The sequence below is a fragment of the Terrilactibacillus tamarindi genome (assembly GCF_009718825.1).
Taxonomy (GTDB): Bacteria; Bacillota; Bacilli; order Bacillales; family Sporolactobacillaceae; genus Terrilactibacillus; species Terrilactibacillus tamarindi.
Genome location: NZ_WNHB01000002.1, coordinates 194,361 through 208,826, shown reverse-complemented (window position 1 = coordinate 208,826; position 14,466 = coordinate 194,361). Strand labels below are relative to the sequence as shown.

General features: G+C 38.7%; 11 protein-coding genes. All 11 read left to right on the top strand.

Features of this window, described 5'->3' with window-relative positions; translation table 11 throughout:
- The first annotated feature begins 194 nt into the window (after positions 1–194).
- On the top strand, positions 195–1,526 hold the full coding sequence (gene rpoN / locus GMB86_RS02115) for an RNA polymerase factor sigma-54 (RefSeq protein ID WP_155216338.1): 1,332 nt from the start codon (positions 195–197) through the stop codon (positions 1,524–1,526).
- Between the two features lie 364 nt (positions 1,527–1,890).
- Positions 1,891–2,910: a sugar-binding transcriptional regulator gene (locus GMB86_RS02110; protein WP_329602708.1), complete on the top strand. Its 1,020-nt coding sequence runs from the start codon at positions 1,891–1,893 to the stop codon at positions 2,908–2,910.
- A gap of 27 nt (positions 2,911–2,937) precedes the next feature.
- Complete coding sequence (gene gap / locus GMB86_RS02105; RefSeq protein WP_155216336.1) at positions 2,938–3,948, top strand: type I glyceraldehyde-3-phosphate dehydrogenase; 1,011 nt, start codon at positions 2,938–2,940, stop codon at positions 3,946–3,948.
- Positions 3,949–4,067: 119 nt separating this feature from the next.
- Positions 4,068–5,252, top strand: a complete 1,185-nt coding sequence (locus GMB86_RS02100; protein WP_155216333.1) for a phosphoglycerate kinase — start codon at positions 4,068–4,070, stop codon at positions 5,250–5,252.
- 70 nt (positions 5,253–5,322) lie between these two features.
- Complete coding sequence (gene tpiA, locus GMB86_RS02095; protein ID WP_155216331.1) at positions 5,323–6,084, top strand: triose-phosphate isomerase; 762 nt, start codon at positions 5,323–5,325, stop codon at positions 6,082–6,084.
- A complete protein-coding gene (gene gpmI, locus GMB86_RS02090; protein WP_155216329.1) occupies positions 6,077–7,612 on the top strand; it encodes a 2,3-bisphosphoglycerate-independent phosphoglycerate mutase in 1,536 nt (511 codons plus the stop codon). The genes tpiA and gpmI overlap by 8 nt, the downstream gene beginning before the upstream one ends.
- A 217-nt stretch (positions 7,613–7,829) precedes the next feature.
- A complete protein-coding gene (eno, locus tag GMB86_RS02085; RefSeq protein ID WP_155216327.1) occupies positions 7,830–9,119 on the top strand; it encodes a phosphopyruvate hydratase in 1,290 nt (429 codons plus the stop codon).
- Positions 9,120–9,263: 144 nt separating this feature from the next.
- Positions 9,264–9,494 carry a preprotein translocase subunit SecG gene (secG, locus tag GMB86_RS02080; RefSeq protein WP_155216417.1) on the top strand — a complete coding sequence of 77 codons (231 nt, stop codon included), beginning with the start codon at positions 9,264–9,266 and terminating at the stop codon, positions 9,492–9,494.
- 195 nt (positions 9,495–9,689) lie between these two features.
- The gene (locus GMB86_RS02075) at positions 9,690–10,445 is read left to right on the top strand and encodes an alpha/beta hydrolase (RefSeq protein WP_155216325.1); all 756 of its coding nucleotides are present in this window, start codon (positions 9,690–9,692) and stop codon (positions 10,443–10,445) included.
- Positions 10,446–10,458: 13 nt separating this feature from the next.
- Positions 10,459–12,756: a ribonuclease R gene (gene rnr / locus GMB86_RS02070; protein ID WP_268987278.1), complete on the top strand. Its 2,298-nt coding sequence runs from the start codon at positions 10,459–10,461 to the stop codon at positions 12,754–12,756.
- A 208-nt stretch (positions 12,757–12,964) separates the two neighbouring features.
- Positions 12,965–14,413, top strand: coding sequence for a PTS system trehalose-specific EIIBC component (gene treP, locus GMB86_RS02065; protein WP_155216321.1), 1,449 nt, complete (start codon positions 12,965–12,967; stop codon positions 14,411–14,413).
- Positions 14,414–14,466: the final 53 nt, after the last annotated feature.

Here is a 14,466-nt window from a genome sequence, read left to right as displayed (position 1 = left end):
GTGACCAGCTTCGGTTTGTGAGGCTGGTTTTTGTGTATGAAAAAATTGAAATATACTAAAAAATTCTACATCACAACCCTCAATCAGCCGCGCTCTTTGATATAATAAAATGAGGTAAAACAGAATGAAAAGAGACTATAAGTTAATTGATCTATTAAACTAGAATGACTTTATAGGTGTAAGAGGGTGATGCGATGGGAATGAATCTAAGTCAAGTTCAGGCACTGAAACTTAAGTTAACACCTGCCGTATATCAAGCGATCTCCTTACTACAGTACAATACACAGGACTTAACGAAGTTAATTCATGAGCAAGCAGAAATAAATCCCTTTCTCTCTATTCATGATTGGTCTGGTTCTTCTTCAATGTATGGAGTGGGAAGTCACGGCATGAATAACAGTACATCAACGACCGATGTTATAGAACAAACAATTGCAAATGGATCGGGTTTTAGAGAAGAACTCAGGTCACAAATCCAAGTCATGTCACTTAGTCCTGAAGTTCAAAAAACATGCTTCCTTATTATTGACAGTCTAAATGATAATGGTTACTTCGAGGAAGACATGTTAACCTTATCCCACGCTCTAAGAGTCCCTATAAAACAACTAGAAAATGCTCTATCTATTGTTCGCACTCTCGATCCCCCCGGAATAGGTGCAAAATCATTAAAAGATTGTTTGAGTTTACAACTTAAGCGGCAGACAAATCACTCAACATTTGCCATGGATATCGTCACACACTATATTGATTGTTTTATAACGGGTGAATGGGTCCGTGCCAAAGAAGCACTCGATATGTCAGACGAAGAGCTTCACGATGCTCTTCAGGATATAAGGGCGTTGAATCCGACTCCTATCGTATCGGGATTGGAGACTAGAGATGCAAAGCGATATATTATTCCCGATATATATATTACAAAAGAAGGTCATGAACTTAAGATCAACGATGAAATGGGCCAAATTCCCAATGTATCCATTGACTCAAATTACGTTGATGAATTAAAAGGGCATACAGATCCAGAAACAAACCACTATCTAAAAGAAAAACTTAAAGAAGCTGAATGGCTTCTCATGGGTATCACAAAAAGAAAACAAACACTAATTAAACTAACGGAATTATGTGTCAATTATCAACGAGCTTTTTTTGAAAGTGGAAAGTGGGAATCGATCCAACCATTAACGATGAAGAAAATAGCTGAACAGTTAGAGGTTCATGAATCCACCATAAGTAGAGCTGTCAGTAATAAATATATCCAGGCACCTTTTGGAATTGTTTCATATCGCTCATTATTTTCTAAGGGGTTAAGTTCTTCAGATGGAGAGGTTTCTGTTTTCTATATAAAATCGCTCATTCAGAAAATCATAACAAATGAAGATAAATCGAAACCCCTATCTGATCGAAAAATTGTTGAAGCATTAAACGATAAAGGGATCACTTTGTCAAGGCGAGTGGTTAGTAAATATCGAACGGAATGTGGTTATTTAGCAGCTTCGAAAAGAAAAATTGTCAAAAAAAAGCAAGACTAAAAAACATTCCCCTTTAGTTTTAGAAGGGGAGTGTTTTTATAGATTAATTTACCTTAAATGATGAATAATTTGTCGAATTATTATACATATTAATATCGAATCCTGAACATTTTATTTGTTAACGATTGAATGAGTAAAGGGGCCTCTTTGCGTAAATCTAAGTTAACTTAGATTCAAAAAAGTATTTAAAGCTAGTTTTAAATCTAAGGTTTGACAAATCATTGTCTTTTACAATTATTTAAAATTTATTTTGGTGTTTTTACTTGTAAACAGATATAAAAGTTGCTATTATAAGTTTGGTGCTGATGGGACAAAATTTGACTATGCGGGACTATTTTGGTCCGGTGCTTTTAAGGGGGATATTGTGGAAAGGTTACTTAATATCCAAAAGAAGCTTATCCCTGATGTCTTAGACATAATGTCCAACCGGTATCGTATCCTACAATCTTTACATTTTCTTCAACCTATAGGTAGACGTACACTTTCTGCACGTTTGGGGATGACGGAACGTGTGCTGCGAGGCGAAGTTACGTATTTAAGTAAACAAGGGCTTATCCACATGGCTTCAAGTGGTATGCAGTTAACCCCAGATGGAGAAGAAATTGTCGATCTACTTGAAGATATGATGAAAGACGTCTCCGGACTTAAGGATATGGAGAAACAATTAAAGGCGGTTTTGGGCATTTCCAACGTCATTATTGTATCCGGTGACAGCGATCAGTATCCATTAGTCAAAAATGAGATGGGGCTTGCCTGTATTAGAGAAATGGAGCGCTACATCAATGCGGAAAACATTATCGCCGTGACGGGTGGAACAACCTTGGCAGCGGTTGCAGAAATGATGTATCCATTAAAGAAATCACGCGATTTACTCTTTGTATCGGGTAGAGGCGGTCTTGGTGAACAAGTTGAGAATCAAGCGAATACGATTTGTGCTAAGATGGCCACGAAAGCAGAAGGACGCTATCGTTTGCTCCACGTCCCTGATCAATTAAGTGAAGAGTCATATCAAACCTTAATTGAAGAGCCCAGTATCCATGAAGTCTTGCACCTTATTCATTCCGCAACGATTGTTGTGCATGGAATTGGAGATGCAAGAACAATGGCCCTTCGTCGAGGTTCACGTCAATCATTATTGACGAAAATTGAGACGGAGAATGCCGTTGCAGAAGCTTTTGGTTATTTTTTTGATCATTGTGGGAAGGTTATTCATAAGGTGAAAACAATTGGGCTTCAGTTGGATAACCTGTATGATGACCGAACAGTGATTGCCGTAGCTGGAGGCAAATCTAAGGCTAAGGCGATAAAGGCCTATTTCAAGGAAGGACCTAATTCAATCTTAGTGACTGATGAAGGGGCTGCACGAGAAGTTTTAAAACTTTGATTGACCAATTTCAAGGAGGGTATTTAAATGACAGTAAAAGTAGGTATTAATGGTTTTGGACGTATCGGAAGATTAGCGTTTAGAAGAATTGCAGAATTAAATGACAACGATATTGAAGTAGTAGCTATCAATGACTTAACTGATACTAAAATGTTAGCTCACTTATTAAAATATGATACAACTCAAGGTCCTTTCAAAGGCGAAGTAGAAGTTCACGATGGTTATTTCCTCGTTAACGGTAAAGAAGTTAAAACTTTAGCTGATGCTGATCCTTCTAAATTACCATGGGGTGACCTCGGTGTAGATATCGTAATTGAATCTACTGGTTTCTTCACAACTAAAGAAAAAGCTGAATTACACCTTAAAGCTGGCGCTAAAAAAGTAGTTATCTCAGCTCCTGCTTCTGGCGACATGAAAACTGTTGTTTACAACACTAACCATGACGTTTTAGATGGTTCTGAAACAGTTATCTCTGGTGCTTCTTGTACAACTAACTGCTTAGCTCCTATGGCTAAAGTATTAAATGATAAATATGGTATTGTTGAAGGTCTTATGACTACAATCCACGCTTACACTGGCGACCAAAACACTTTGGATGCTCCACACAGAAAAGGTGACTTCCGTCGTGCTCGTGCAGCTGCTGAAAACATCATCCCTAACACAACTGGTGCTGCAAAAGCTATCGGTCTTGTTATTCCAGAACTTCAAGGTAAACTTGATGGTGCTGCTCAACGTGTACCAGTTAAATCTGGTTCATTAACTGAACTTGTTACTGTATTAAACGAAACAGTGACAGTTGAAGAAGTTAATGCAGCAATGAAAGATGCTGTTAACGAATCTTACGGCTATACTGAAGATCCAATCGTTTCTTCTGACATCATCGGTATGTCTTATGGTTCATTATTCGATGCAACTCAAACAAAAGTTATGACTGTTGGCGACAAACAACTTGTTAAAACAGTCGCTTGGTACGATAACGAAATGTCTTACACTTCTCAATTAGTAAGAACTGTAAAATACTTCGCAAGCAAAATCTGATTATAAGTTGATAGAATATGTTCAAAAAAAGGGCAAATCCGGACTTTTTGAACAACATTAAATAGCGGAAGCGAAAGTTTCCGCTATTTCAAAAAAAAGGCTTTTTGGAGGTGCAATCCATGGCAAAGAAAACGATCCGCGATATCGACGTCAAAGGGAAACGCGTTTTCTGTCGTGTAGATTTCAATGTTCCTTTAGATAACGGAACCATAACAGATGATACACGTATTCGTGCGGCAGTGCCTACGATTAAATACTTAACCGAACAAGGTGCCAAAGTTATTTTAGCTTCTCACCTTGGTCGTCCAACTGAAGAAAATAAAGAATCATTAAGATTAACACCTGTTGCAAAACGTTTAGGCGAATTACTCGGCAAAGACGTGGCAAAAACAGATGAAGTTGTCGGACCAGAAGTTGAAGCGGCAGTAAGCAAACTTCAAGACGGCGACATTTTACTTATTGAAAACGTTCGTTTCCTTAAAGGCGAAAAGAAAAATGACCCAGAACTTGCAAAAGCCTTCGCTGCTCTTGCAGATGTCTACGTCAACGATGCATTTGGAGCTGCTCACAGAGCACACGCTTCAACAGCAGGGATTGCAGAATACTTACCAGCTGTTGCCGGATTCCTTCTCGAAAAAGAATTGAATGTTCTTGGCAAAGCTATGGAAAATCCTGAACGTCCATTTACTGCCATTATCGGTGGTGCTAAAGTTACGGATAAAATTGGGGTTATTGATAACCTTTTAGATAAAGTAGACAATTTGATTGTCGGTGGTGGTCTTGCTTATACCTTTATTAAAGCTAAAGGCTACGATATCGGTAAATCATTGTTAGAAGCTGAGAAATTAGATCTTGCTAAATCATTCATAGAAAAAGCTGAAGCAAAAGGTGTGAAATTCTATACACCAGTAGATACAGTGATTGCAGATGAATTTTCAGCGACTGCAAATACAAAAGTGGTTGACGTTGATAGCATTCCAAGTGATTGGATGGGTCTTGATATTGGACCAAAAACAGTCGCTCTCTATAGTGATGTTATTGCTAGTTCTAAGCTAGTGGTATGGAACGGACCTATGGGTGTGTTTGAAATGGATGCCTTTGCTAAAGGTACACAAGGTGTAGCTGAAGCTCTCGCTAAGTCAGATGCCTACTCTATTATCGGCGGTGGAGACTCAGCAGCAGCTGTAGAAAAATTCCACTTAGCAGAAAAAATGAGCCATATCTCGACAGGTGGCGGCGCTTCTCTTGAATTAATGGAAGGCAAAGTTTTACCTGGTGTGGATGCTTTGAATGACGCTGAGTAAGCCGAAATTTTGTTAAATAGTCCAAATGGAGTATTTAACAGCATGATTTACCAGAAAGGATGGTGTTACCATGCGTAAACCAATTATTGCAGGTAACTGGAAAATGAATAAAACAGTTCAAGAAGCTGTAGACTTTGTAAATGAAGTCAAAGGATCTGTTCCTTCTGCTTCAACTGTAGATACTGTTGTTTGCGCTCCAGCGATTGTTCTTGATCAAATCGTGAAAGCTGCAAAGGGTACAGATCTTAAAATTGGCGCACAAAATGTCCACTTTGAAGAATCTGGTGCATTCACAGGAGAAATTAGCCCTGTCATGCTCGAAGCTGCAAATGTCAACTATGTCGTTATCGGTCACTCCGAACGACGTGCTATGTTTGCTGAAACAGATGAAACGGTGAATAAAAAAGTGCATGCTGCTTTAAATCACAACCTTCTTCCAATCGTTTGTGTAGGTGAAACACTTGAAGAACGTGAAAGCGACAAATGGCAAGAGGTTGTCAAAGTTCAAGTAACAGAAGGATTGAAAGGCGTAACAGCTGAACAAGTTGTTTCTGTCGTTGTTGCTTATGAGCCGGTTTGGGCTATTGGTACTGGAAAATCTGCTTCCATTGGAGATGCTAACGAAGTTTGTGCTTATGTTCGCAAAGTTCTAGCTGATCTTTATTCTCAGGAAGTGGCAGATCAAGTACGTATTCAATATGGCGGTAGCGTAAAACCTAACAACATCGGCCAATATATGGCTGAATCAGATATTGATGGTGCATTAGTTGGAGGGGCAAGTCTTGATCCAGAATCTTTCTTGAAATTGTTAGAGGGTGTTAAAGTTGGCTAGAACTCCACACGCTTTAATTATTCTTGACGGATTTGGCTTGCGCTCTGAAACGAAAGGGAACGCTGTAGCCCACGCTAAAAAACCTAATTTTGATAAGTATTGGAATGAGTACCCACATGCCACACTACGTGCTGATGGTGAATATGTAGGATTACCAGAAGGTCAAATGGGAAACTCTGAAGTTGGGCACTTAAATATTGGTGCTGGACGTGTTGTTTATCAAAGTCTTACTCGTGTGAATTTATCGATTAAAAATGGTGAGTTCTTTGAAAATCAAACGTTTCTTGACGCCATGAATGTCGTTAAAGAAAAAGGTACAAATCTTCATATTATTGGTCTACTTTCAGACGGTGGTATTCATAGTCATATCGACCATATGTATGCTTTGCTAAAACTTGCTGCGCAGCAAAAAGTAGATAATGTCTATATCCATGGTTTCACAGATGGCCGAGACGTCGGTCAAAAATCTGCCAAAACTTATATAGACGCCTTGCAAGGTAAAATAAAAGAATATGGTGTAGGTGAAATTGCTACCCTTTCTGGTCGTTATTATGCAATGGATCGAGATAACCGTTGGGAACGAATCGAAAAAGCGTATCGTGCCATGGTATATGGTGAAGGACCAGATTACACAAATCCTAATGACGTGATCGATGATTCATATAAAAATGATATTTACGATGAATTCGTTCTTCCTTCTGTCATCAAACGTCAAGACGGATCACCTGTTGCAACGGTTCAAGATGGCGATGCGGTAATTTTCTTTAACTTCCGTCCTGACCGTGCGATTCAAATCTCTCAAGTTTTCACAAACGACGACTTCCGTGGATTTGACCGTGGCGACAAGGCTCCTAAAGATGTTCACTTTGTTTGTATGACACAATTCAGTGAAACAGTTCATGGAACGGTTGCATTCAAACCAACCAACCTTGATAATACGTTTGGTGAAGTTGTTTCTCAAAACAATCTTAAACAATTACGTATTGCTGAAACTGAAAAATATCCACACGTCACGTTCTTCTTTAGTGGTGGACGTGAAGAACCATTCCCTGGCGAAGATCGCATCTTGATTCCTTCACCAAAAGTAGCCACTTATGATTTGAAACCTGAAATGAGTGCGTACGAGGTAACGGACGCTCTTGTTAAAGATATTGAAGAAGGAAATCATGACGCTATTATCTTGAACTTTGCAAATCCTGATATGGTTGGCCACTCAGGTATGCTTGAACCAACTGTAAAAGCGATTGAAGCCGTTGATGAATGTCTGGGCCGCGTTATTGAAGCTATTCTTGCCAAAGGCGGAGATGCGATTATAACAGCTGACCATGGTAACTCTGATGAAGTCGTGAGTTTGGATGGTACACCAATGACAGCTCATACAACGAATCCAGTTCCTGTCATCGTTACGAAAAAAGGTGAAACATTGCGGACAGATGGTAAATTGGCTGATTTAACACCAACCTTGCTTGATTTACTCAATGTTGATAAACCTAAAGAAATGACTGGCGAAACATTAATTAATCACTAATAGAACATGTTTAAACAAGAGGACAAAAAAATAGGATTACTGGCTAAGTATACTGCCAGCAACGAAAGAAACTAGCCCATCCTAGGCCGTCGGAAGTTCAAGGAAGCACAGCTAAAACACCGGTTACAGCTGTTGCGACATAGAAATTCGACTGCTATTTTTCCCAGACTGTTTGAACAACCAATAATACTAACTATATTTAAGGAGAGATGTAACGATGTCCCAAATCGTTGATGTATACGGTCGCGAGGTTCTTGATTCCCGCGGTAACCCTACAGTAGAAGTTGAAGTTTATCTAGAATCTGGCGCAGTTGGTCGCGCACTTGTTCCAAGTGGTGCTTCAACTGGTGAATACGAAGCAGTTGAACTTCGTGACGGTGATAAAAACCGTTATTTAGGAAAAGGTGTTCTTAAAGCAGTTGATAACGTAAATGAAGTGATCGCTCCTGAACTCGTTGGTCTTGATGCTCTTGATCAAGTAGCTATTGACCAAACTATGATCGATCTTGATGGTACACCTAACAAAGGTAAACTTGGAGCCAATGCGATCCTTGGTGTGTCTATGGCTGTTGCTCATGCTGCTGCAGCATTCCTAGATGTTCCTTTATATCGTTACCTTGGTGGATTCAATGGTACAATCCTTCCTACACCAATGATGAACATCTTGAATGGTGGAGAACACGCTGATAACAACGTGGATATCCAAGAATTCATGATCATGCCTGTTGGTGCTGAAACGTTCCCAGAAGCTGTACGTATGGGTGCTGAAATTTTCCATAACCTTAAAACAGTATTGAAAAAGAAAGGTTACAACACGGCTGTTGGTGACGAAGGCGGATTTGCTCCTAACCTTGGTTCTAACGAAGAAGCTATTCAAACTATCATCGAAGCTATTGAAGCTGCTGGTTACAAACCAGGCGATCAAGTTAAAATCGCTATGGACGTTGCTTCTTCAGAACTTTACAAAGATGGTAAATATGAATTTAAAGGCGAAGGTATCACAAGAACTTCTGACGAAATGATCGAATTCTATCGTGAACTTCTCTCTAAATACCCTATCGTTTCAATCGAAGATGGTCTTGATGAAAACGACTGGGAAGGTTGGAAAAAACTTACTTCAGAGCTTGGCGACCAAGTTCAACTCGTTGGTGACGACTTATTCGTTACAAACACGGATAAATTAGCTGAAGGTATCGAAAAAGGAATTGGTAACTCAATCCTTATCAAAGTGAACCAAATCGGTACACTTACTGAAACATTTAATGCGATCGAAATGGCTAAACGTGCAGGTTATACTGCCATCGTTTCTCACCGTTCTGGTGAAACTGAAGATACAACTCTTGCTGATATCGCTGTTGCAACAAACGCTGGTCAACTTAAAACAGGTGCTCCATCACGTACTGACCGTGTTGCTAAATATAACCAACTTATCCGCATTGCTGATGAACTTGGTGAACAAGGTAAATATGCAGGAAAAACAGCTTTCTATAACTTGAAAAACGTCTGAGTTATAGCATGATATGATATAAAGAGGTATCCTTTTAAAGGGATACCTCTTTTTTTCAAAATAGCAGTCTTGCTTGAAAGATATCAATGTGATAGGATTAATTATAATAATGTGGTTTTACGGTGGATTGGAGTGAATTAAATGTTGCATTCAATAGTGCTTACGATTCTTATAGTAACGTCAATAGGGCTTATCTTGTTTGTATTGTTACAACCTAGTAAAAGTGAGGGTTTATCTGGAGCTATTACGGGTGGTGCCGAACAATTATTTGGTAAACAAAAGGCACGAGGAATTGATGCGGTTTTAAATCGTATTACCATTTTTCTATCAGTGGTATTTTTTGTTTGTGCTTTTATTTTAGGTTACTTTGCTTAATAAGAATGAATGAGATCGGAATTTACAGCTGCCATATGGACAGCTGTTTTATTTTACATAAATAAAATTTAAATCAGCCATTATCCACATATACTGAGATTGAGACTTTTAGTCTACAAATCAGGACATTAATGTGTTAACTTGGGAAACTTATTGGTAAACTTACATTAAAATAAATAAATAGAGGGTGACGATATGGCATCAAAAATAAGACCACCTAAACCATTCTTTTTTGAGGGAGGATCGAGGGCTGTCCTGCTCCTACATGGATTCACAGGTCATTCTGCAGATGTTCGAATGTTAGGGAGGTTTTTACATAAGAAAGGCTATACTTGCTTGGCGCCTCATTATAAAGGGCACGGCGTTCCTCCTGAAGAAATCCTAAACACAGGTCCCAAAGATTGGTGGGAAGATGTTAAACAGGCCATTGATACATTGAATACGAAAGGTTATCGAGAATTTGCTGTAGCTGGTTTGTCATTAGGAGGGGTATTTTCCCTTAAATGTGGTTACACTTTCCCAGTGAAGGGTATTGTTTCCATGTGTGCCCCAATGAATGCCAAAACAAAAGAACAAATATATGAAGGCGTGTTACGCTATGCAAGAAATTATAAGCATTATGAAGGAAAATCGAAGGAACAAATCGAAGTAGAAATGAGAGACTTCAAAGCTAAACCCATGACGACTTTAGTGGATTTACAACTTCTTATACGAGAAGTTAGGGAGCATGTTGATATGATATATGCGCCAACATTTGTCGTTCAAGCGAGAAAAGATAGTATGATTGACGTACATAGTGCAGATATTATATATAACGAAGTACAATCAGACATGAAACGAATAAAATGGTACGAAAATTCAAATCATGTTATTACATTAGGCGAGGAGAAGGATCAACTCCATCAGGATATTTATGAATTTCTTGAAAGCTTGGACTGGTCCATCTCCTAAGGAGGTCATATTTTTGTCAGAAGAGCACATTCAAGAAATTCTTGACTATATGAAAAAAGAAGCATATAAACCCATGACACTGTCAGAGTTAGAAGATGTCTTTCAGTTCAATCAATCAGAGGATTTTAAGGCATTTGTAAAGACATTAAATGAGATGGAAGATAGAGGTTTAATTGTACGTACAAGAAGTAATCGGTATGGATTACCAGAAAAAATGAATCTCATCCGAGGAAAGGTTCAAGCTCATGCAAAAGGGTTTGCCTTTATCCTTCCAGAAGAGGAAGGTCTGTCAGATGTCTATGTTGCCTCAGGTGATTTAGGGAATGCCATGAATGGTGATACGGTCATCGTTAGACTATCAGCGAAGTCTTCCGGGGAACGTCCTGAAGGTACGGTTATTCGCATTATTGAACGAGGTATTTCGAAAGTGGTTGGGACATACAGTGCGAACAAGCACTATGGATTTGTTATCCCGGATGATAAAAAAATAGTCAGTGATATATTCATTCCAAAAGAGAACGTCAATGGAGCCGCTGAAGGTCACAAGGTGGTTGTTGAGATAACCAAATATCCAGAAGGAAGAATGAGTCCCGAAGGAAAAATTGTAGAAATTTTAGGTCACAAGAACGACCCTGGAATTGATATCATTTCCATTATCTATAAACATGGATTACCGCTTGAGTTTCCTGAGGAAGTCCTTGAACAAGCAAAAGCTGTCCCAGACACCATTGATCCCGCAGATATCGAAGGTCGGCGTGATCTAAGAGATGAGACGATTGTCACCATTGATGGTGAAGATGCCAAAGACTTAGATGATGCGGTGAATGTTGTTAAACTTTCAAATGGAAATTATAAGTTAGGCGTCCATATCGCTGATGTGAGTCATTATGTAAAAGAAGGGTCACCACTTGATGAAGAAGCCTTTGATCGAGGTACAAGTGTTTACCTCGTTGATCGAGTCATACCGATGATTCCACATCGTCTATCCAACGGGATATGTAGTTTAAACCCGCAAGTGGATCGATTGACCATTAGCTGTGAAATGGAGATCACGCCACAAGGGAAGGTCGTCGGACATGAAATATTTCCAAGTGTGATTCGGACTACAGAACGAATGACCTATACGAATGTTAGAAAGATTCTTCTTAAAGAAGATGAAGACGTTTTAGATCGTTATCATGATCTCATTCCATTCTTTGAATTAATGGGTGAACTCTCCAGTATTTTAACCGAGAAGAGACGTCAAAGAGGGGCGATTGATTTTGATTTCACTGAGGCAAAGATCATTGTCGGTGAAGATGGAAAACCAAAGGATGTTGTGATAAGAGAACGATCTGTTGCCGAACGACTCATAGAAGAATTTATGTTATGTGCTAACGAAACAGTTGCCGAACATTTTCATTGGCTTGAATTGCCCTTTATTTATCGAATTCACGAAGAACCTAATCCTGAAAAATTAGCGAAGTTCTATAATTTTGTTGTGAACTTTGGCTATGTTGTAAAAGGCAGCGTGGATAATATCCATCCACGGACTCTCCAGTCCTTGTTAGAAGAAGTGAAAGGTGAACCTGAAGAACCGGTTATTAGCACGGTTATGCTAAGATCTATGCAAAAAGCCAAGTATTACCATGAAAGTTTAGGACACTTTGGTTTATCAACGGAATTCTATACGCATTTCACATCACCTATTCGGCGTTATCCGGATCTTATGGTGCATCGGCTTATTCGCAAGTATTTATTTGAGAAGAAAGTGGATCCGGATACAAAGTATTACTATGAAAAAGAGCTGCCAGAAATTGCACGTCATACTTCTGAACGTGAACAAAGAGCAGTTGAAGCAGAACGTGAAACGGATGATTTGAAAAAAGCCGAATATATGGAAAATAAAATTGGTGAAACGTTTGATGGAGTTGTCAGTGGCGTAACGAACTTCGGTTTATTTGTCGAATTACCGAATACCATAGAAGGGCTGGTACATATCAGCTATCTCACGGATGACTATTACCATTACCATGAAGAGCATATGGCTTTAATTGGAGAGAGAACCGGTAATATTTTTCGTATTGGAGATGAAATTGAAGTTCGTGTCATTTCAGTTAACCTAGATGAACGGTCGATTGACTTTGAAATCGTCGGAATGAAACCAAGAAAACCTCGCGAGAGACGGGCACAACCTAAGGTCATTCAAGGAAAAGATACAGGTGGTAAAAGTAAAAAAACACGTAAGCATCATAAATCGACTCGAGATGCCGTTAGCGAAAAACCAAAAGGGAATAACAATAAAAAGAAAAAGAAAAAAAGAAGACGTTAAAGCTAGGGACAACTATGAATGAGTTGTCCTTTTTCCTTTATGTTTATAAAAAAATATAAAGCGTTTCCATTTTCTGCTCAGAATCTATTGACTAATATGTATATACAAGTTAAAATAAACATATAAATTAGTATATACAAGTTTATAAGATAATGAAAAATGAAAGCGTTTCATTTTGGATTATTCATAATAATTGGGGGTGTCAACCTTGGCAATACAGGAGAATGAGGTACAACGTATTATTGATGCCGTAGGTGGAAAAGAGAATATTTCCGCTGCAACACACTGCGTAACACGTCTAAGATTGATTTTAAAGGATGAGAAAGAAGTTAAACATGACGAGTTAAATGATATTAGTTTGGTAAAAGGGTCTTTTTCTGTAAATGGCCAGTTTCAAGTCGTAATAGGTCAAGGAACCGTGGATAAAGTATATGATATATTTGTAAAATTAACGGGTGTTGGGGAAGCATCTAAACAAGATGTGAAAGATCTTGCCTCTGAGAAAATGAATATTTTACAAAGAGGCGTAAAAAATTTAGCCGATATTTTTATTCCTATCCTTCCTGCTCTCGTAACGGCTGGTTTATTAATGGGGATCAACAATATTTTAGCGAACCCAGGGATCTTTTATAAGCCATCATTTATTGAAGTTCATCCGGGATGGACTGACTTTGCCAATATGATCAATTTGATTGCAAATACAGCTTTTACATTTTTACCAGCATTAATTGGGTGGTCAGCTGTAAAGAAATTTGGTGGAAGTCCCATATTAGGAATTGTACTCGGATTAATTTTAGTTCACCCAGACTTGTTAAATGCTTATGGATTAGCTGAAGCAAGAACTAAAGGGACTGTTCCTGTATGGCATATTTTTGGCTTGACCATCGATAAGGTAGGCTATCAAGGTCAAGTATTGCCCGTTCTTGTCGCGTCGTATGTGATTGCTAGAATCGAAATCTTTTTAAGAAAGCGTGTCTCGGACTTTATTCAATTATTAGTTGTTGGTCCAGTTTGTCTCCTTGTAACAGGATTCCTTGCTTTTATTGTTATTGGTCCAGTAACGATGTTTATAGCTACTGGAATTACAAATGGCGTTGTTGGATTGTTTCATGTTGCCCCAATAATTGGTGGTTTAGTGTATGGTTTATGCTATGCTCCTCTTGTCATTACCGGGATGCATCATCTGTTTTTGGCGGTAGATTTGCAACTCATTGGAAGTACTGGAGGCACTTATTTGTGGCCAATATTAGCTCTATCTAATATCGCTCAAGGAGCCGCCGCTTTTGCTATCTTTGTTATAAATCGTGACAAAAAAGTAAAAGGTTTAGCCTTCACATCGTCGATTTCTGCTTGGCTAGGCGTTACAGAGCCTGCATTGTTCGGCGTAAACTTACGATTTCGTTACCCATTCATTGCAGCAATTATTGGTTCGTCAGTTGGTGGCGCTATTCTAGCTGTTAACCATATTCGATCATCATCGATTGGGGTTGGAGGGTTACCTGGTTTCCTTTCTATTTTTCCAAAAGGATGGCCTGTGTTTTTCTTAGGTATCGCTGTTTCAATCGTTGTTCCGTTTGCTTTGACTTTTATCTTTTCAAGATTCAAGAAAAAATCACGAGATAAAACGGTAATAAAAAATGAACAATTCAAGGCTTAACTTAAAATAAATCAATTAGGTGGAACATTCTTGTTCCACCTAGTTTAACAACA

Coding starts and splice junctions, on each gene's coding strand:
- rpoN (WP_155216338.1), top strand. CDS start 195: ATGGGAATGAATCTAAGTCAAGTTCAGGCACTGAAACTTAAGTTAACA.
- gap (WP_155216336.1), top strand. CDS start 2,938: ATGACAGTAAAAGTAGGTATTAATGGTTTTGGACGTATCGGAAGATTA.
- GMB86_RS02100 (WP_155216333.1), top strand. CDS start 4,068: ATGGCAAAGAAAACGATCCGCGATATCGACGTCAAAGGGAAACGCGTT.
- tpiA (WP_155216331.1), top strand. CDS start 5,323: ATGCGTAAACCAATTATTGCAGGTAACTGGAAAATGAATAAAACAGTT.
- eno (WP_155216327.1), top strand. CDS start 7,830: ATGTCCCAAATCGTTGATGTATACGGTCGCGAGGTTCTTGATTCCCGC.
- GMB86_RS02075 (WP_155216325.1), top strand. CDS start 9,690: ATGGCATCAAAAATAAGACCACCTAAACCATTCTTTTTTGAGGGAGGA.